Below are 18,865 nucleotides of genomic sequence, written 5' to 3' on the forward strand. Positions count from 1 at the left end.
GCAACCATCATGTTGCAGAAGGCCTTGTTTTTCATGGAATACAACATGTCTATCAGCTCAGTAATCAAATCATTACAAGATATTATGCGCAAAGATGCCGGTGTGGATGGCGATGCGCAGCGTCTCGGTCAGCTCTCCTGGCTGCTGTTTTTGAAAATCTTCGATGCCCAGGAAGAGGCGCTGGAACTGGAGCAGGATAACTATCAATATCCGATCCCACAGCGTTATTTGTGGCGCAGTTGGGCCGCCAACGCGCAGGGCATTACCGGTGATTCCCTGCTGGAATTCGTTAATGATGATCTGTTCCCGGCGTTGAAAAACCTCACTGCGCCTATCGATAAAAACCCACGCGGCTACGTGGTGAAGCAGGCGTTCAGCGATGCCTATAACTATATGAAAAACGGTACGCTACTGCGTCAGGTGATCAACAAGCTGAACGAAATTGACTTTACCAGCGCCAGCGAACGCCATCTGTTTGGTGATATTTACGAACAGATCCTTAAAGATCTGCAATCTGCGGGCAATGCTGGCGAATTCTATACTCCACGCGCCGTCACTCGCTTTATGGTGGATCGCGTTGATCCGAAACTCGGCGAATCCATTATGGACCCGGCCTGCGGTACGGGCGGTTTTCTTGCCTGCGCATTTGATCATGTAAAGAACAAATACGTGAAGAGCGTCGCCGATCATCAGACTCTGCAACAACAGATCCACGGTGTCGAGAAAAAACAGCTTCCGCACCTGCTGGCGACCACCAATATGCTGCTGCACGGCATTGAAGTACCGGTACAAATTCGTCACGACAACACCCTGAATAAACCGCTTTCCTCCTGGGATGAGCAACTGGATGTGATTGTTACCAACCCGCCATTTGGTGGCACGGAAGAAGACGGTATTGAGAAGAACTTTCCGGCAGAGATGCAAACCCGCGAAACGGCGGATCTGTTCCTGCAACTGATTGTGGAAGTACTGGCGAAAAACGGTCGCGCGGCGGTGGTATTGCCGGATGGCACACTATTTGGCGAAGGCGTTAAAACCAAAATCAAAAAACTGCTTACCGAAGAGTGCAACCTGCATACCATCGTGCGTTTACCGAATGGGGTGTTTAACCCCTATACCGGCATTAAAACCAACCTGTTGTTCTTTACCAAAGGTCAGCCAACCAAAGAGATTTGGTTCTATGAGCATCCGTATCCGGCGGGCGTGAAAAATTACAGTAAAACCAAGCCGATGAAGTTTGAAGAGTTTCAGGCGGAGATCGACTGGTGGGGGAACGAGGCCGATGGTTTTGCCAGCCGCGTCGAGAATGAGCAGGCGTGGAAAGTCAGCATTGATGACGTGATTGCGCGTAACTTCAATCTGGATATTAAAAACCCACATCAGGCGGAAACCGTTAGCCATGATCCGGACGAGCTGTTAGCGCAGTATGCAAAGCAGCAGGCGGAGATCCAGACGCTGCGTAATCAACTGCGCGATATTCTTGGCGCTGCGCTGTCTGGCAAGGAGGTTAACTGATGAGTGTGGAAAAGCTGATCGTTGATCATATGGAAACCTGGACCTCGGCGTTGCAAACCCGTTCCACCGCCGGGCGCGGCAGTTCCGGAAAAATTGATTTATATGGCATTAAGAAATTACGTGAGCTGATTCTGGAACTGGCTGTGCGCGGTAAACTGGTGCCGCAGGATCCGAATGATGAACCGGCGTCGGAGCTGCTGAAGCGTAATGAAGAACGGAAAAAAGAATTAGCGCGCAATAATGGTATGAAAACCACAGCAAGCACTAATATCCATGGAAATGAATATTATATCGATACCCCCGAAAAGTGGTCATGGATAAGACTTGGTAATTTAGCTAAATTCATCGATTACCGAGGGAAAACACCACATAAAAAAGAAAATGGTATAAGGCTTATAACAGCAAAAAATATCAGAAAGGGCTGTATTGATCTCAATCCAGAAGAATTCATATCTGAAGAAGATTACATATCATGGATGACAAGAGGCTTTCCTAAATGTGGTGATATTTTATTCACAACTGAAGCACCACTGGGGAATGCAGCGATTATTGATTTAGACGGAAAGTTCGCTCTTGCTCAACGTTCTATCTGTTTTCAATGGCATACTCCAGAGATAAGCCCTTTTATGCTTATTCAAATCCTGGCGATCCCCTTCCAGTCACAACTAAGTGACAAATCTACAGGCATGACCGCAACAGGAATAAAAGCGTCTAAGTTAAAAGAGATCCCTGTTATTTTACCACCTTACCAAGAACAAATACGTATTGTATCCAAAGTACAGGAGTTCATGTCCCTATGTGACCAACTGGAACAGCAATCCCTGACCACTCTGGACGCACATCAGCAACTGGTTGAAACCCTGTTGGGAACGCTTACAGACAGCCAAAACGCCGAGGAACTGGCTGAAAACTGGGCGCGTATTAGCGAGCATTTCGACACCCTATTTACCACCGAAGCCAGCGTGGATGCGTTAAAACAGACCATTCTGCAACTGGCCGTAATGGGCAAACTTGTGCCGCATGATCCGAATGACGAACCAGCCTCTGAACTGCTCAAACGAATTGCGCAGGAAAAAGCTCAACTGGTGAAAGAAGGAAAAATAAAAAAACAAAAACCGTTGCCGCCGATTAGCGATGAGGAAAAACCTTTTGAACTGCCGGAAGGGTGGGAATGGATTAGACTAGGAAATATTGGTGAAGTTAAAGGGGGCGGAACCCCAAGTAAAAACAATCCTGATTTTTGGAAAGGTAATATTCCATGGGTTTCACCAAAGGATATGAAGGTTAATTACATCTCCAAAAGTCAACTAAATATTTCAAAAGAGGCTGTATTGGAGAGTTCAGTACATCTAATTCCTGAAAATAGTCTTATTTTTGTTGTCCGAGGCATGATTTTAGCCCATACATTCCCCGTAGCAATAACAAAAAAAGAAGTCACTATTAATCAAGATATGAAAGCCATATCAACTAATCAATTAAATACTGATTTTTTAATTTACTTACTTAAAGCAAACGAGACTCGAGTAATATGCTTAGTTGACCGCTCCTCTCATGGCACATGTAAACTTGTTTCAGATAAACTTTTCAATTTGGTTTTACCGTTGCCTCCATTAGAAGAACAATTTCGTATTACAGAACGAATAAATATGCTATTAGCTTATTGTGATAGATTGAAAAATTATATAAATCTAAAAAAACAAACCCAACTGCACCTTGCAGATGCACTCACTGACGCGGCGATAAACTAATTTTCTCGCCCTCATAAAACCAATAAAGCGGCTAAATAGCCGCTTTATTCACATCACCAAAAATTATATTTTACGCTAATTTTCATCTTATTTTCATTAATTTTTAGCTGGACTTTCCCCATATTTACTGATGATATGTCCAGGTATTTAGCGCGGTGCGAATGTGCGCCAACACACCCGCACCGCTCATCACAATCCCTATTTCACGAGAATAGTAATCATGACTGACACGCATTCTATTGCACAACCGTTCGAAGCAGAAGTCTCCCCGGCAAATAACCGTCAATTAACCGTGAGTTATGCGAGCCGCTACCCGGATTACAGCCGTATTCCCGCCATCACTCTGAAAGGTCAGTGGCTGGAAACCGCCGGTTTTACCACCGGCACGGCGGTAGATGTCAAAGTGATGGAAGGCTGTATTGTCCTCACCGCCCAACCACCCGCCGCCGAGGAGAGCGAACTGATGCAGTCACTGCGCCAGGTGTGCAAACTGTCAGCGCGTAAACAGAAGCAGGTGCAGGAGTTTATTGGGGTGATTGCCGGTAAACAGAAAGTCGCCTGATACATTGACCCGGTAGCGCCAGTGCTACCGGGTATTATTCGCCACGTTATACCAACGCGCTCTCCATCTGTTTTTCAAATGCCTGACGGATTAATCCCATAATGTAAGGAAGTTGTGCGAGGTCGCTGAAACCAATTTCTACATCGCCATTGCCCCAGCGCCCAACATTTGTCACATCTTTGGCAATACCTTTCGGATCGACCAGTTCATGAAACTGCATATTAAGCGACAATCGCAGTCGGCTTTTTTGCGGCACAACATCAACAAAATTCGTTTCCGCTTTAAACGCAATATAGAGCTTCAATACTTCCTGCGTGATCCCTGCGTCCAGGCGCAAAACTTCATCGCTAAGATGATCGAATAACACCCGGCTATGCGAACCATCAGCAAGAAAAGGATAATCACTCAGGCTGTAACTGGTTTTGTTTTCCGGCTGCCCCCGATAAACAGCTAAAACCTCTTCAGGAAGAGAAGGCGCTTGCCAGACCTGAACCGCGAGATCGGCCAGACGATCGGCTCGGGCGTGAATGGCAGCTTCATCCCATTTTTCGCACTGTCCAAGACCGATATTCAAATAAAGCGGGCTATGCTTAAAGCCGTCTTCAATATCGCGTTTTTCCGCGAAAGGTCTGTCACTGTAGCGGGAGTTATAGCGCGTTAAAGTGAGATTCCCCAACGTATGCAACAATTCTTTATGAATACGCTGCCAGTCGCTTCCCAGCTCTTCGCGCCATTTAGCCGACAAATTTTCGTTCTGCGGCATAATGTGCTCAATCGTAAACTCTTCCACGCGCTCTCTGCGTTTATTGTTTTCCAGTCGTCGTAACCAGTAACTGCGACTGCGGAAGTTATAGAGATCGCGAACTTTTAATTCCCGTTTAAATTCATCATCGTTGGGGAAACGACGATATGAAGGTAGATTCAGAAAATGTACCTGAATACTTTCCAGATAATTTTCTTTATTAATAACTTTATAAAAAGTGGCAAACGTCTTGTTAAGAGAATTTGTTGGAATCGCACATACTGCACGGCGGAAAACATAAGATTCAATTAAACGAATTATGCTCAGGAAATCTTCACGAGACAAAACGCCATTTTTATAGTCATGATAAAGCGCCAGTAAGAAAGGATACGCCACATCGACTTTTAACTCGCGCAAATCCTGAAAAGCCGTAGCAAGCGATTTGTCACTTTCTTTTCCCAATGCCATTGCACAGTAATACTCCGCGTAGATGTGAATATCTTCAACCAGCCGATCTACGCCTTTTTCAGCAACACTCTGGCTACGGGCATGGAGTTTAAAAGCCTCATAGACTTCATCTGTCCGAGGGATCTCCCCCGTTTTTACCGTCAGATAATGACGCATAAAACTGTCAAAATATTCGCTGTAACCTTGCTGACCAAAGGCGACTTCCATGGGTCGCCAGTGATCTTCATACAACCGGGTTTGATGCTCTGGTTCGAGACCCATCAGAATAAAATTGCGCACCAGATCGGCCTGACTTAACGCCTTACCGGTGGAGTTCATACTTTCAAAAATCAGTTGCGGATTATCCTGACCACGATTAAGCGCCACATCGACAATTAATAACTTTGCTAACCCACGACATAAGGGGATCAAGTCATCACCGAGTTTGGCAATTTGTTCATCAAAGAAAGTAAAGTTTTCCATTATTCGATGGGAATAGTTTTCTGGCATTGGTCTTTGTTTTATTAACGCCAGCAAACTGTCTTTATCAGTCTCGGTAAGCAGTAATTTAAATCCTTTCTCGCCGGACTCATAAGGATTGAGCAAATAATAACCACTTCCTTGTGAAGGTTATAGAGAAATCCGGTTTATCTGCGATGAATTGCCCCCTCACTCCACATCCTCCCTGCGTAACCCAATATCCCTCAACCGTTCATCACTCATCTGCTGTAACACGCGTCGGGTCTGCATTTGCCGCCGCCAACGCCTCACCGCCTGCCAGAGTTGCACCAGGCCGATAAACGGCGCTTTAGCTCTGTTTTCGTGAAATTCCATCTGCTGCCTCCTCATCTTTCAGAGGCTTCATCATCCGTCTTCTGGCAGTTCATAATACAGATGCAAATATTACTTTTATTTAACATACAGACAGGTTAAAACAACATCTGCATCCGGTTTTTTAGCCTCATCTGTACCGGTTTTTCTCTCTGTATGGTCCACATAAGGAATACAGCATGACGCGTTATCAACATCTGGCGACTCTACTTGCCGAGCGGATTGAGCAAGGGCTGTATCGTCACGGGGAGAAATTGCCGTCGGTGCGCAGCTTAAGTCGGGAGCACGGCGTCAGCATCAGCACCGTGCAGCAGGCATATCAGACGCTGGAGACAATGAAGCTCATCACTCCGCAGCCGCGTTCGGGTTATTTTGTCGCACAACGTAAAGCCCAGCCGCCAGTACCGCCGATGACGCGTCCGGTGCAGCGCCCGGTGGAAATTACCCAGTGGGATCAGGTGCTGGATATGCTGGAGGCGCATAGCGACAGTTCCATTGTTCCGTTAAGCAAAAGCACGCCGGATGTCGAAACGCCCAGCTTGAAACCGCTGTGGCGGGAGCTAAGCCGGGTGGTGCAGCATAATCTGCAAACCGTTCTCGGTTATGACTTGTTAGCCGGTCAGCGAGTATTGCGAGAGCAGATTGCCCGCCTGATGCTCGACAGCGGCTCGGTGGTCACCGCCGATGACATCATCATCACCAGCGGCTGCCATAACTCGATGTCGATGGCGTTAATGGCGGTGTGTAAACCGGGCGATATTGTCGCGGTCGAATCCCCCTGTTATTACGGTTCAATGCAGATGCTGCGCGGCATGGGCGTGAAAGTGATTGAAATCCCAACCGATCCAGAAACAGGCATCAGCGTTGAGGCGCTGGAACTGGCGCTGGAACAGTGGCCAATTAAAGGCATCATTCTGGTGCCAAACTGTAATAATCCGCTGGGATTTATTATGCCGGACGCGCGCAAACGGGCCGTTCTCTCTCTCGCTCAGCGTCATGATATTGTGATTTTTGAAGATGATGTCTACGGCGAACTGGCAACGGAGTATCCGCGCCCGCGGACCATTCATTCATGGGATATCGACGGGCGAGTGCTGTTGTGCAGCTCGTTCAGTAAAAGTATTGCACCTGGCCTGCGCGTGGGTTGGGTCGCACCGGGGCGTTATCACGATAAACTGCTGCATATGAAATACGCCATCAGCAGCTTTAATGTACCGTCCACGCAAATGGCGGCGGCAACGTTTGTGCTGGAAGGTCATTATCATCGCCATATCCGGCGGATGCGGCAGAATTATCAGCGCAATTTGGCGCTTTATACCTGCTGGATACGGGAATATTTTCCCTGCGAAATCTGTATTACGCGCCCGAAAGGCGGATTTTTACTGTGGGTAGAATTGCCTGAACAGGTCGATATGGTCTGCGTCGCGCGGCAGCTGTACCGCATGAAAATCCAGGTGGCGGCAGGCTCGATTTTCTCGGCTTCCGGCAAATACCGTAATTGCCTGCGCATCAACTGCGCTTTACCGCTCAGCGAAACCTATCGCGAAGCACTGAAGCAAATTGGCGAGGCCGTGTATCGGGCAATGGAATGAATTCGAAATAGTGGCGAAGCGCCTGATTTCCTCTCACGAATCGCGTGTGACTCGTTTTATCTTTGCTGGGTCATCGCCACGTTCCAGCCTGAATTAGGCAAAGTGCGCTTTGTTCATGCCGGATGCGGCGTGAACGCCTTATCCTGCCTACAAACCGCGCAAATTCAATAGATTGTAGAGAAAATGTAGGTCTGATAAGCGTAGCGCATCAGGCTGCTTTGCGTTTGTCATCCGTCTCTGATTAGTACTCGATCCATGGATCACGCTTGCTTTCAGGCAAGGGCTGATCTAATGCCTGCATTTGCTCTGCCGAAAGTCCGGTATATCGTTGTATCCATTCAGGATCGGCCCCATTCTGCAACAACAATCGGAGGAGGCTCCGTTCCCCTTCTACTTTCCCTTCTTTCCTCCCCCTCTCCCTTCCCAACAGCCATCCATCATTATGAATTCGCTCTGCAATTGTCATTATTCGCTCCCTGTGGTGTGGCATTCGCCTGGTAAGTTCGCTGATAAACGCCTTAAAACGCGCTTCATCGCCAGTCAGTAAAATGTAATTTAACAGCGCAGTTATCTGGCTGTCATTAGCGCACCCTGTAACCAGTAATACTACCAGTTGATCAATAAGCCCCATTAGATCGCGCTGGCGAATATGCTTTTGGATCAACTCCAACAGGGCGACTCTGCGATGCTGCACAATCTCGTCATCCGGCACGATAGTGATATCCACCAGCGGGAACGCGGCGTTATAAAGCTTCCGTGCGGTTGTCGGGTCGGCAAATTCGTCCAGCCAGCACAAAGACCAGGGATAAGGACTACGGCTACCGTGATAAAACAGCATCGGAATGACCAGCGGTAGCGGTCGGCGTTTATCATGCTCTATATGGCGCTGCATCACCGCCATGGAATAGCGCATCAGCCGAAAAGCCATGTGAATATCCTCACGGCTCTGATGTTCAATCACCACATAGATATAGCCATTTCCTTTACGGGTCTTTACCGACCACAGAATATCGGAATGTAGCGCCCGTAATTTTTCATCGACAAAGCTGGCGGATTCCAGTTTTAAGGTGTCGAGATCGCACAGTTCACGTAAATCTTTAGGTAAATGGATCTCCATAAAATCCCGCGCAGTGTCAGGGTGCGTGAGAAAGGTTTTAAATAATGCATCATGCGGCGTGCTGGTCGTGAAGTTTGTCATGGCGATCCGTCACCTGTAGTTAAGATGGCCTGACTTTAGCGACTAACAAAACCATTCTCACCCGGCAATTTCCCATTCCCCGAGGTGCTTTCCAGGCTATTTTTATTCTTCTGCAAACGATACATTTTTCCGGAAACAGGCTCGCATTTTACATTTCCTGTACCCGGCAGATATTCCCCTTTCCACCGCGCTCTTTTGATTAACCGCAAATTTTAATTACACTTAAGGTGTATATTTTCTATGCAATCCATCAATTCAAGAGGTGTAATGTGCTGATGACTATTTGTAATCGTTATACATTCTGACCCAAAGTCAGAAAGTATTTCTCTGTCTGTGTGTTCACAGGCAGTGTGGTTGATTACATGAAATTCAGTACATTTGCAGTCTCGTTGCCCTTCTCGCCTGCCTTTCGTCATTACCGACGGTATTGAATTTCGTTTTCCCCGTTGGGGTTCTCCGGACAAGGAGTTGTTTGTTATGCCACGTTTTTTTGCCCGCCATGCCGCCACGCTGTTTTTCCCGATGGCGTTGATTTTGTATGACTTTGCCGCGTATCTGTCGACGGATCTGATCCAGCCTGGGATCATTAATGTGGTCCGTGATTTTAACGCCGATGTCAGTCTGGCCCCGGCTGCCGTCAGTCTCTATCTCGCTGGCGGTATGGCGTTACAGTGGCTGCTGGGGCCGCTTTCCGACAGAATTGGCCGCAGGCCGGTGCTGATTACCGGGGCGCTAATTTTTACCCTTGCCTGCGCCGCGACAATGTTCACAACGTCTATGACACAGTTTCTTATCGCGCGTGCAATTCAGGGCACCAGTATCTGTTTTATTGCCACCGTTGGTTATGTCACGGTGCAGGAGGCGTTCGGGCAGACAAAAGGGATCAAGTTGATGGCGATTATCACCTCCATCGTACTGATTGCGCCAATTATCGGCCCGCTTTCCGGCGCAGCTCTGATGCACTTTGTGCACTGGAAAGTCCTTTTTGCCATCATTGCGATTATGGGTTTTATCTCATTTGTTGGCTTACTGCTGGCGATGCCAGAGACAGTGAAGCGCGGCGCGGTTCCGTTTAGCGCCAAAAGCGTCTTGCGCGATTTTCGTAATGTCTTTTGCAATCGGCTGTTCCTCTTTGGCGCAGCAACCATCTCTTTAAGCTATATCCCGATGATGAGTTGGGTGGCTGTCTCGCCGGTGATCCTTATCGATGCAGGCGGCTTAACAACTTCGCAGTTCGCCTGGACACAGGTTCCGGTGTTCGGCGCGGTGATTGTTGCGAATGCCATCGTGGCGCGTTTCGTTAAAGATCCGACCGAACCGCGGTTTATCTGGCGTGCCGTACCCATTCAACTGGTCGGCCTCTCGCTGTTGATTATCGGCAATCTGCTGTCGCCGCACGTCTGGCTGTGGTCGGTGCTGGGCACCAGTCTGTATGCTTTCGGGATTGGTTTGATTTTCCCGACCTTATTCCGCTTTACGCTGTTTTCCAATAACTTACCGAAAGGGACCGTCTCCGCATCGCTAAATATGGTGATCCTGATGGTGATGTCGGTCTCGGTCGAAATCGGCCGCTGGCTGTGGTTTAACGGCGGTCGCTTGCCGTTTCATCTGTTAGCCGTTGTGGCGGGCGTTATCGTCGTTTTCACCCTGGCGGGATTGCTCAATCGCGTGCGCCAACATCAGGCTGCCGAGCTGGTGGAGGAGCGGTGATTTTTGCGCGATCCTGCCGTCAGGCTCTATTCTTAACGTTATGAATAAACTCATCGAACTCAGACGCGCCAAAAGGTTGGCGCTCTCTTTACTGCTTATCGCCGCTGCTACCTTTGTCGTTACGCTGTTTTTGCCGCCCAATTTTTGGGTGAGCGGCGTGAAGGCGATTGCTGAAGCGGCGATGGTCGGCGCGCTGGCTGACTGGTTTGCGGTGGTGGCGCTATTTCGCCGCGTGCCGATTCCGATCATTTCTCGTCATACGGCGATTATCCCGCGTAATAAAGACAGGATTGGTGAAAATCTCGGCCAGTTCGTGCAGGAAAAATTTCTCGATACCCAGTCGCTGGTGGCATTGATTCGGCGTCATGAACCAGCGTTATTGATCGGTAACTGGTTTAGTCAGCCGGAGAACGCCCGCCGCGTCGGTCAACATCTGCTGCAGATCATGAGTGGTTTTCTTGAACTGACCGATGATGCGCGTATTCAACGCCTGCTTAAGCGCGCAGTCCATCGGGCGATTGATAAGGTCGATCTTTCTGGCACCAGTGCACTGATGCTGGAAAGCATGACTAAAAACGATCGCCATCAGGTGCTGCTGGATACGCTGATCGCACAGTTGATCGCCCTGCTTCAGCGCGATAAATCGCGCAAGTTTATCGCCCAGCAAATTGTTCGCTGGCTGGAGAGCGAGCATCCGCTAAAAGCCAAAATTTTGCCCACTGAATGGCTGGGCGAACATAGCGCGGAGTTAGTTTCTGACGCGGTGAATTCTTTGCTTGATGATATTAGTCGCGATCGTGCGCATCAGATCCGCCATGCGTTTGATCGCGCCACCTTCGCCCTGATCGACAAGCTGAAAAACGATCCGGAAATGGCAGCGCGAGCCGATGCCGTAAAAAGCTATCTGAAAGAAGATGAAGCTTTTAACCGCTATCTCAGTGAATTGTGGGGGGATTTACGGGAATGGCTGAAAGCGGATATCAACAGCGAAGATTCTCGTGTGAAAGAACGTATCGCACGAGCGGGTCAATGGTTTGGCGAAACGTTAATTGCCGATGATGCCTTGCGGGCGTCGTTAAATAGTCATCTGGAACAAGCCGCGCACCGCGTTGCGCCTGAGTTTTCCGCATTCCTGACGCGCCACATCAGCGATACGGTAAAAAGCTGGGATGCCAGGGATATGTCGCGGCAAATCGAGTTAAATATCGGCAAAGATCTGCAGTTTATTCGTGTTAACGGTACGCTGGTTGGCGGATGTATTGGGCTGATTTTATATTTGCTGTCGCAGCTCCCGGCCTTGTTTCCCCTCGGCAATTTTTAGAAATCCATGAAAAACTAAGTGGCTAACCGCGAGAGAGATCAAATAAACCACACTAAAAGAATGGTAATAATGTGGCCTCTTTTCATTATCTCCCGTGGTACGGGGAAGGAAAATCATGTCACTTGTCACCGATCTACCCGCTATTTTCGATCAGTTCTCTGAAGCTCGCCAGAAAGGCTTTCTCACCGTCATGGATCTCAAGGAGCGCGGCATTCCGCTGGTTGGTACCTACTGTACTTTTATGCCGCAAGAGATCCCAATGGCAGCCGGTGCGGTTGTGGTTTCACTCTGTTCCACCTCTGATGAAACCATTGAAGAAGCGGAAAAAGACCTGCCGCGCAATCTCTGCCCGCTGATTAAAAGCAGCTATGGCTTCGGCAAAACCGATAAATGCCCCTACTTCTACTTTTCCGATCTGGTGGTGGGTGAAACCACCTGCGACGGCAAAAAGAAAATGTATGAATACATGGCAGAGTTTAAGCCCGTTCATGTGATGCAATTGCCCAACAGCATTAAGGACGATGCCTCGCGTGCATTATGGAAAGCTGAGATGCTGCGCTTACAAAAAGCGGTAGAAGAACGTTTTGGGCACGAGATTAGCGAAGATGCATTGCGCGACTCCATTGCGCTGAAAAACCGCGAACGTCGCGCACTGGCCAATTTTTATCATCTTGGGCAGTTAAATCCTCCAGCGCTTAGCGGCAGCGACATTCTGAAAGTGGTCTACGGCGCAACCTTCCGTTTTGAAAAAGAAGCGTTGATCAATGAACTGGATGCAATGACCGCCCGCGTTCGTCAGCAGTGGGAAGAAGGCCAGCGACTGGACCCGCGTCCACGCATTTTAATCACCGGCTGCCCAATTGGCGGCGCAGCAGAGAAAGTGGTGCGCGCGATTGAAGAGAATGGCGGCTGGGTTGTCGGTTATGAAAACTGCACCGGGGCGAAAGCGACCGAGCAATGCGTGGCAGAAACGGGCGATGTCTACGACGCGCTGGCGGATAAATATCTGGCGATTGGCTGCTCCTGTGTTTCGCCGAACGATCAGCGCCTGCAAATGCTCAGCCAGATGGTTGAAGAATATCAGGTCGATGGCGTAGTTGATGTGATTTTGCAGGCGTGCCATACCTACGCGGTGGAATCGCTGGCGATTAAACGTCATGTGCGTCAGCAGCACAACATTCCTTATATCGCTATTGAAACAGACTACTCCACCTCAGATGTCGGGCAGCTCAGCACCCGTGTCGCGGCCTTTATTGAGATGCTGTAAGGAGTGACAGTGGCATATTCGATTGGCATTGATTCCGGCTCAACCGCCACCAAAGGGATCTTACTGGCAGACGGCGTGATTACGCGCCGTTTCCTCGTTCCAACACCCTTTCGCCCGGCAACAGCAATTACTGAAGCCTGGGAAACTCTGCGCGAAGGGTTAGAAACAACGCCGTTTCTGACGCTCACCGGCTACGGGCGGCAACTGGTGGATTTTGCCGATAAACAGGTGACGGAAATCTCCTGTCACGGGCTGGGCGCACGTTTTCTTGCGCCAGCAACGCGCGGGGTAATCGACATCGGTGGTCAGGACAGCAAAGTGATTCAGCTTGATGACGACGGTAACCTGTGCGATTTCCTGATGAATGACAAATGCGCGGCGGGCACCGGGCGTTTCCTGGAGGTGATCTCGCGCACGCTTGGCACCAGCGTCGAGCAACTCGACAGCATTACCGAAAATGTCACGCCGCACGCCATCACGAGTATGTGTACGGTGTTTGCCGAATCAGAAGTGATCAGCCTGCGCTCAGCGGGCGTCGCGCCAGAAGCGATTCTCGCTGGAGTGATTAACGCGATGGCGCGGCGGAGTGCCAATTTCATTGCTCGTCTCTCCTGTGAAGCGCCGATTCTGTTTACTGGTGGCGTTAGTCATTGCCAGACGTTTGCCCGGATGTTGGAAACTCACCTGGGAATGCCGGTAAATACCCATCCTGATGCGCAATTTGCTGGCGCAATTGGCGCAGCGGTAATTGGTCAACGAGTGAGAAAACGCCGATGAAAGAGTTTTTATTTTTATTTCACTCCACGGTCGGCGTCATACAAACCCGCAAGGCGTTGCAGGCAGCGGGCATGACTTTTCGCGTCAGCGATATTCCCCGTGATTTACGCGGCGGCTGCGGGTTATGTATTTGGCTGACCTGTCTGCCCGGCGAGGAAATACAATGGGTGATCCCTGGGCAGACCGAAGCGATATATTGCCAGCAGGGCAGCAACTGGCAGTGCGTGGTGCATTACGACTCAGAAGCGTCAACCAGGCAATAAGATCTTTAAATATAACGCCAGGATATTTGGCTGCACATAATCCTGCATGAAGGAAGTTGTATTAAATATCTCGCCTGCTGTGAAATATTTCCCATCCACAAAATGAGCGATTTTTGATAGCACCTTGCTATTGCGCGTCTAAAATACAATAAACATTATATTATACTTAAAACATAATTATGCATAGAGAAATAAAATGATTACCGGGTGTGGTAATGATAAAGATAAGTTTCAGTGTGAAGCTTATCTTTACCCCCCATGATTATTTTATATTTAGAAGAACATTTCACAATTCAAGGATAAAAATATGGGCTCCACATTTAACATATACGGCGATATTCTTCCAACACTCGACATGTATTCGGGACTAAAACCTTGCCATAAAAAAAGCAACCAACCATTTGACATTAACACGGAAATTGAAACCATACAAAAACAAATTAATTATGATATAAATCATTTGAATGATGGTTTTATTAAGCGTGTACTGAATGTTTTTATTCACCTTATCTCTAATCCCGACAATCTCGAATTAACCTTAAATCGATATTCATCAACAACAGAACAAATCATCGCCAAAACCAAAAGAAATGGTTTAAATGAGTTTGAAATTAACGATCTAAAAATAATATTTAATCGACAAGATGATAATGAAAGCGTATTAACTGTTTACCACAAAGATATAAGTCATAGTTGCAATGTTAAAACCGAGCAACTGCAGCAGTTTATTAAAATAATGGAACAAAAAGCGCAACTACCAATCTATATTGACAAGAACAATTTGAAAGAGAGCATTTTCTCTGTTTTGCGAAATGACCCACAGCACGTAGAAAAAGAGCAATACCTTCCCTTTGATAAGTTTTTAACACATGCCTGCAAAAGTTCAAATTCATTTGAAGTGAAATTAGATGCCACTCATCAATATCGACATCTGAATAACTTCATGATTTCTTTTGACCCAGTAGAAAGTCAATTAACCATACGGGATAATAATAACGAGACTGAAACTATCTCGTTGACAAACTTACAATGGGAAAATGTGCTGCAATACTACAGAGAAAATCACCAGCAGCCAAATATATCAGGATCACGAAATCTCACGGATAATAGAGATAAAATAAAAAATACAATATCCACCTCTGAAATTATAGAGTGCGCCTCTCCTGAAATAAGAAGTAGCGTCCTGAACGATCTTTATAGCATTGCTAATTTCCTCCCGGACAATAATCTGACACCAAATGAGAGCTGGAAAAGATTTTGTCATACATGTGAGCGCTTTTACGTTGCTCAGAAGAGTATCACTGGAGATAAGAGTGAACGCCTTACGCGAAAACTCTCTATCTCTGACGCAGAAATTACAATGACCTTCACGATAGGTGATGTTGTTATCAATACTATTAGCACTGCTATTCCTAAAGATTCAACGGGTCAACGGTGTATCAAAGGGTTGAATTTAGCGGGAATGGATTTAACCGGCATAGACTTGTCTAAAATGGCTCTAAGGAATGTCAATTTTAATGGCAGCATTCTTAGAAAAGCGGATTTCTCCGGTACGATCTGTGAAGGCGTGGATTTTACAGATTGTGATCTGCGTAATGCAAAATTCGAAAATGCCACATTAGAAAATAATGATTTTCGTAAAGTTCGCCACTTGACTTATGTAAATTTCAAAAACGCAAATCTACGAAACTGTAACTTCAGCGGAAAAGTTCTCACTGGCGTTAATTTTACTGGAAGTGACCTTAGTAATGCTTATCTTGAACACATAGATTTCACATCAGTCATTCTATATGAAACATCTGCAACATCTGCAACATCTGCAACATCTGCAACATCTGATACTTCTAAAATACCTGAAATACCTGGAGCACCTAAAATACCTGCAACACCTCGAATACCTGGTACACCTAAAGTAATTCTTACTGGAGCAATACTAAATTATTCCGATCTATCGGATAAAGATCTTTCAGAATATGATCTTACTGGTACTGTCTGCATGTTTACCAATTTTACAAACGCTAATTTAACAAAATGCAAACTGTTTAATACAAACTTTTCTGCTGCAACATTTAACAATACTAATTTCACTGGTACAGAAGGTTCTAATATTCTATTTAACCATGCATGGTTGTTCAATACGATATTTATAGATACAATTTTTAAAAATGCCTGTTTTTTCAATGCCAAAGTGAATAATGTTTCTCTTAAGAGTGCATATCTTTACAATGATAATATCGATAAAAAAGCCAATGACAGTACCGATAAACAAGACAAGAACAGTACCGAGCAACAGGACAGTAACAGTTTTAATCAAGCCCGTTTAAAGAAAGAAGTGAATAGCAGTTTTTCCATTCCGGGTTTAACGTCTTATCAGCCAACGTATATAGTTGACGAATAGTTCAATAATCACCCAAACAGAGTGAGTATGGCAGAGGATATAAATTGTTAACCGCCTCATCTATCATTCATGGATGAGGCGCATTTATCAGTCGATGTAAGCTGAAAATGTTCCGCCATCCAAAGACAAACGCCGCAACTCCCCTGCGGCGTTTACTATTTCATCGCCCCGCGTTAAGAATTCATTAAGCTTCATCCGTATACTCCTTATCTGTCGCACTGAATTTGACGAGAAAAAAGCAATAATAAGGAGCAACAAGTTGAAAAAGCGCATCACCTTTATCGTTTTTCTTTGCGCCATCGTGGCGGTAAGCCTGTTTTTTGTGCAATCCTGCGTCCGTAAAAGCCAGCATGTCGCAGGGTTTCAGAATTATCAGGCCACTATCGATGGTAAAGAGATTACAGGAGTAACTAAAAATATCTCCTCACTGACCTGGTCTGCGCAGAGCAATACCTTGTTTAGCACTATCAACAAACCTGCAACCATCGTTGAAATGACGACCGAGGGCGATCTGATCCGCACCATTCCGCTCGATTTCGTTAAGGATCTCGAGACGATTGAATACATTGGTGATAATAAATTTGTCATCAGTGATGAACGTGATTATGCCATTTATGTGATTTCACTTAACGCTGATTCGGAAGTGAGCATCCTCAAAAAAATTAAAATCCCATTGCAGGAAACGCCAACCAACTGTGGCTTTGAAGGGCTGGCTTATTCCTCTCAGGACCATACCTTCTGGTTTTTTAAAGAGAAAAATCCGATAGAGGTCTACAAAGTTACCGGGCTATTGCGTAGCGATGAGTTGCATATCAGCAAAGATAAAGCGTTGCAGCGTCAGTTTACTTTGGATGATGTTTCTGGCGCGGAATTTAACCCACAAAAAAATACGTTGCTGGTGTTGTCACATGAGTCACGCGCCCTGCAGGAAGTGACCGTGACAGGTGACGTTATCGGCGAAATGTCGTTAACCAAAGGCAGGTATGGCCTTTCACACAATATCAAGCAGGCGGAAGGGATAGCGATGGATGCCAGTGGCAACATCTATATCGTTGGCGAACCCAATCTTTTTTATCGCTTTACGTCGACAAAATCACAATAACAGTCTGGCAGGCTCGCCTTTTTTGTTATTAAATTGTTAACTCAATTAATACAAATCAGGCAGAACATGAATTCGACATCGCATCCTGTAGAACGTTTTTCTTTCAGCACCGCGTTATTCGGGATGCTGGTTCTGACCTTAGGTATGGGTTTAGGCCGCTTTCTCTATACGCCTATGCTGCCAGTCATGCTAGCGGAAGGCGAGTTTTCCTTTAGCGAACTCTCGTGGATCGCCAGTGGTAACTATGCCGGGTATCTGGCGGGGAGCCTGCTGTTTTCATTCGGCGCGTTTCATTTGCCCTCACGCCTGCGCCCATTCCTGTTAACTTCCGCCCTCGCAACTGGATTATTAATCCTCGCGATGGCGTGGTTGCCGCCGTTTCTTCTGGTTTTCATCATTCGCTTTCTGGCAGGGGTCGCCAGCGCCGGGATGTTGATTTTCGGCTCGACGCTTATCATGCAACATACCCGCCATCCCTTTGTTCTTGCGGCGCTATTTTCTGGCGTTGGCGTCGGTATTGCTCTGGGTAATGAATATGTACTGGCAGGCCTGCATTTTTCCCTCTCTTCACAAACGTTGTGGCAAGGTGCCGGGGCACTTTCTGCCATAATATTGCTTGTTCTGGCGCTGCTCATTCCGTCGAAGAAACATATTATCGCGCCAGCGCCATTGGCAAAAATCGCGCAACAACCCATGAGCTGGTGGTTACTGGCGATTTTGTATGGTCTGGCGGGTTTTGGTTATATCATCGTCGCCACCTACCTGCCGCTCATGGCGAAAGACGCGGGCCAGCCTGTGCTGACGGCTCACCTTTGGACACTGGTTGGCTTGTCGATTGTCCCAGGTTGTTTTGGCTGGCTATGGGCAGCCAAACGGTGGGGAGCATTACCTTGCCTGACCGCAAATTTGCTGGTGCAGGCTGTCTGCGTGCTGTTAACCCTCGCCAGTAGCTCTCCTTTATTACTCATCATCAGCAGTATTGGTTTTGGCGGCACCTTTATGGGGACGACCTCGCTGGTGATGACCATCGCCCGCCAGCTTAGCGTGCCGGGAAATCTTAACCTTTTGGGCTTTGTGACACTCATTTATGGTATCGGGCAAATTCTTGGCCCGGTGCTGACCAGCATGCTCGGCAACGGAACGTCGGCGCTCGCCAGTGCCACGCTCTGTGGCGCAGCTGCGCTATTTATCGCAGCGTTAATCTGCGGGATGCAAATATTCAAAATACATACGAATTACTCTTAGTTGATTTAATGAATTTAACTTTTCAGTACAGCACGTAAAATAACTAAAACCCCCTTGTTCTTTGGCGGTGCTCAGCCACCGCCACTATTATTCATGGTTTAGCAAATTTACGGCTAATTCATTATTTCTGGTCATATTATAGTCAGG

Annotated in this window: 15 protein-coding genes; 12 read left to right on the forward strand and 3 right to left on the reverse strand. The window is 47.2% G+C overall.

The window, feature by feature from the left end; genetic code table 11:
• Positions 1–45: 45 nt before the first annotated feature.
• From BGE37_RS13640 to symE, 3 genes are all read left to right on the forward strand, one after another.
• Positions 46–1,515, forward strand: coding sequence for a type I restriction-modification system subunit M (locus tag BGE37_RS13640; RefSeq protein WP_001387312.1), 1,470 nt, complete (start codon positions 46–48; stop codon positions 1,513–1,515).
• Entirely contained in the window at positions 1,515–3,263 is a 1,749-nt protein-coding gene (locus tag BGE37_RS13645; protein WP_105288097.1) for a restriction endonuclease subunit S, read from the forward strand. Before BGE37_RS13640 ends, BGE37_RS13645 begins: the two co-directional genes overlap by 1 nt.
• Before the next feature lie 220 nt (positions 3,264–3,483).
• A complete protein-coding gene (symE, locus tag BGE37_RS13650) occupies positions 3,484–3,825 on the forward strand; it encodes an endoribonuclease SymE (RefSeq protein ID WP_105288098.1) in 342 nt (113 codons plus the stop codon).
• 46 nt (positions 3,826–3,871) lie between these two features.
• On the opposite strand, the gene BGE37_RS13655 is transcribed toward symE, so the two are convergent.
• Positions 3,872–5,035, reverse strand: a complete 1,164-nt coding sequence (locus BGE37_RS13655) for a GmrSD restriction endonuclease domain-containing protein (RefSeq protein ID WP_105288099.1) — start codon at positions 5,033–5,035, stop codon at positions 3,872–3,874.
• Positions 5,036–5,683: 648 nt separating this feature from the next.
• Positions 5,684–5,848: a DUF1127 domain-containing protein gene (locus BGE37_RS25985; protein WP_000394281.1), complete on the reverse strand. Its 165-nt coding sequence runs from the start codon at positions 5,846–5,848 to the stop codon at positions 5,684–5,686.
• Between the two features lie 176 nt (positions 5,849–6,024).
• Between BGE37_RS25985 and BGE37_RS13670 the strand changes: the two genes are divergently transcribed.
• Entirely contained in the window at positions 6,025–7,437 is a 1,413-nt protein-coding gene (locus BGE37_RS13670; RefSeq protein WP_088541486.1) for an aminotransferase-like domain-containing protein, read from the forward strand.
• A gap of 241 nt (positions 7,438–7,678) precedes the next feature.
• On the opposite strand, the gene BGE37_RS13675 is transcribed toward BGE37_RS13670, so the two are convergent.
• Positions 7,679–8,635: an Rpn family recombination-promoting nuclease/putative transposase gene (locus BGE37_RS13675; RefSeq protein ID WP_105288100.1), complete on the reverse strand. Its 957-nt coding sequence runs from the start codon at positions 8,633–8,635 to the stop codon at positions 7,679–7,681.
• Positions 8,636–9,112: 477 nt separating this feature from the next.
• Between BGE37_RS13675 and mdtM the strand changes: the two genes are divergently transcribed.
• The 8 genes from mdtM (at position 9,113) to BGE37_RS13720 (ending at position 18,718) form a co-directional block, all read left to right on the forward strand.
• On the forward strand, positions 9,113–10,345 hold the full coding sequence (mdtM, locus tag BGE37_RS13680) for a multidrug efflux MFS transporter MdtM (RefSeq protein ID WP_105288101.1): 1,233 nt from the start codon (positions 9,113–9,115) through the stop codon (positions 10,343–10,345).
• Between the two features lie 40 nt (positions 10,346–10,385).
• On the forward strand, positions 10,386–11,666 hold the full coding sequence (locus BGE37_RS13685) for a DUF445 domain-containing protein (RefSeq protein ID WP_001037418.1): 1,281 nt from the start codon (positions 10,386–10,388) through the stop codon (positions 11,664–11,666).
• A gap of 115 nt (positions 11,667–11,781) precedes the next feature.
• On the forward strand, positions 11,782–12,933 hold the full coding sequence (locus BGE37_RS13690) for a double-cubane-cluster-containing anaerobic reductase (protein ID WP_105288102.1): 1,152 nt from the start codon (positions 11,782–11,784) through the stop codon (positions 12,931–12,933).
• A gap of 9 nt (positions 12,934–12,942) precedes the next feature.
• Positions 12,943–13,710, forward strand: coding sequence for a putative 2-hydroxyacyl-CoA dehydratase activator YjiL (yjiL, locus tag BGE37_RS13695; RefSeq protein WP_088144641.1), 768 nt, complete (start codon positions 12,943–12,945; stop codon positions 13,708–13,710).
• A complete protein-coding gene (locus BGE37_RS13700; RefSeq protein WP_000657672.1) occupies positions 13,707–13,973 on the forward strand; it encodes a DUF3343 domain-containing protein in 267 nt (88 codons plus the stop codon). The genes yjiL and BGE37_RS13700 overlap by 4 nt, the downstream gene beginning before the upstream one ends.
• A 307-nt stretch (positions 13,974–14,280) precedes the next feature.
• Positions 14,281–16,371 (forward strand): pentapeptide repeat-containing protein, encoded by a 2,091-nt coding sequence (locus tag BGE37_RS13705; RefSeq protein WP_105288103.1) that lies wholly within the window; start codon positions 14,281–14,283, stop codon positions 16,369–16,371.
• A gap of 259 nt (positions 16,372–16,630) precedes the next feature.
• A complete protein-coding gene (locus BGE37_RS13715) occupies positions 16,631–17,473 on the forward strand; it encodes an SdiA-regulated domain-containing protein (RefSeq protein WP_123057330.1) in 843 nt (280 codons plus the stop codon).
• A gap of 66 nt (positions 17,474–17,539) precedes the next feature.
• A complete protein-coding gene (locus BGE37_RS13720; protein ID WP_072651896.1) occupies positions 17,540–18,718 on the forward strand; it encodes an MFS transporter in 1,179 nt (392 codons plus the stop codon).
• Positions 18,719–18,865: the final 147 nt, after the last annotated feature.

The sequence above is a fragment of the Escherichia sp. MOD1-EC6300 genome (assembly GCF_002965045.1).
Lineage (GTDB): Bacteria > Pseudomonadota > Gammaproteobacteria > Enterobacterales > Enterobacteriaceae > Escherichia > Escherichia coli_F.

Excerpts from the sequence above, each read along its gene's own strand:
- BGE37_RS13700 (WP_000657672.1), top strand. The coding sequence starts at position 13,707 with ATGAAAGAGTTTTTATTTTTATTTCACTCCACGGTCGGCGTCATACAA.
- BGE37_RS13645 (WP_105288097.1), top strand. The coding sequence starts at position 1,515 with ATGAGTGTGGAAAAGCTGATCGTTGATCATATGGAAACCTGGACCTCG.
- mdtM (WP_105288101.1), top strand. The coding sequence starts at position 9,113 with ATGCCACGTTTTTTTGCCCGCCATGCCGCCACGCTGTTTTTCCCGATG.
- BGE37_RS13670 (WP_088541486.1), top strand. The coding sequence starts at position 6,025 with ATGACGCGTTATCAACATCTGGCGACTCTACTTGCCGAGCGGATTGAG.
- BGE37_RS13685 (WP_001037418.1), top strand. The coding sequence starts at position 10,386 with ATGAATAAACTCATCGAACTCAGACGCGCCAAAAGGTTGGCGCTCTCT.
- BGE37_RS13655 (WP_105288099.1), bottom strand. The coding sequence starts at position 5,035 with ATGGCATTGGGAAAAGAAAGTGACAAATCGCTTGCTACGGCTTTTCAG.
- BGE37_RS13640 (WP_001387312.1), top strand. The coding sequence starts at position 46 with ATGTCTATCAGCTCAGTAATCAAATCATTACAAGATATTATGCGCAAA.
- BGE37_RS25985 (WP_000394281.1), bottom strand. The coding sequence starts at position 5,848 with ATGGAATTTCACGAAAACAGAGCTAAAGCGCCGTTTATCGGCCTGGTG.
- BGE37_RS13720 (WP_072651896.1), top strand. The coding sequence starts at position 17,540 with ATGAATTCGACATCGCATCCTGTAGAACGTTTTTCTTTCAGCACCGCG.
- BGE37_RS13690 (WP_105288102.1), top strand. The coding sequence starts at position 11,782 with ATGTCACTTGTCACCGATCTACCCGCTATTTTCGATCAGTTCTCTGAA.
- BGE37_RS13705 (WP_105288103.1), top strand. The coding sequence starts at position 14,281 with ATGGGCTCCACATTTAACATATACGGCGATATTCTTCCAACACTCGAC.
- BGE37_RS13675 (WP_105288100.1), bottom strand. The coding sequence starts at position 8,635 with ATGACAAACTTCACGACCAGCACGCCGCATGATGCATTATTTAAAACC.
- symE (WP_105288098.1), top strand. The coding sequence starts at position 3,484 with ATGACTGACACGCATTCTATTGCACAACCGTTCGAAGCAGAAGTCTCC.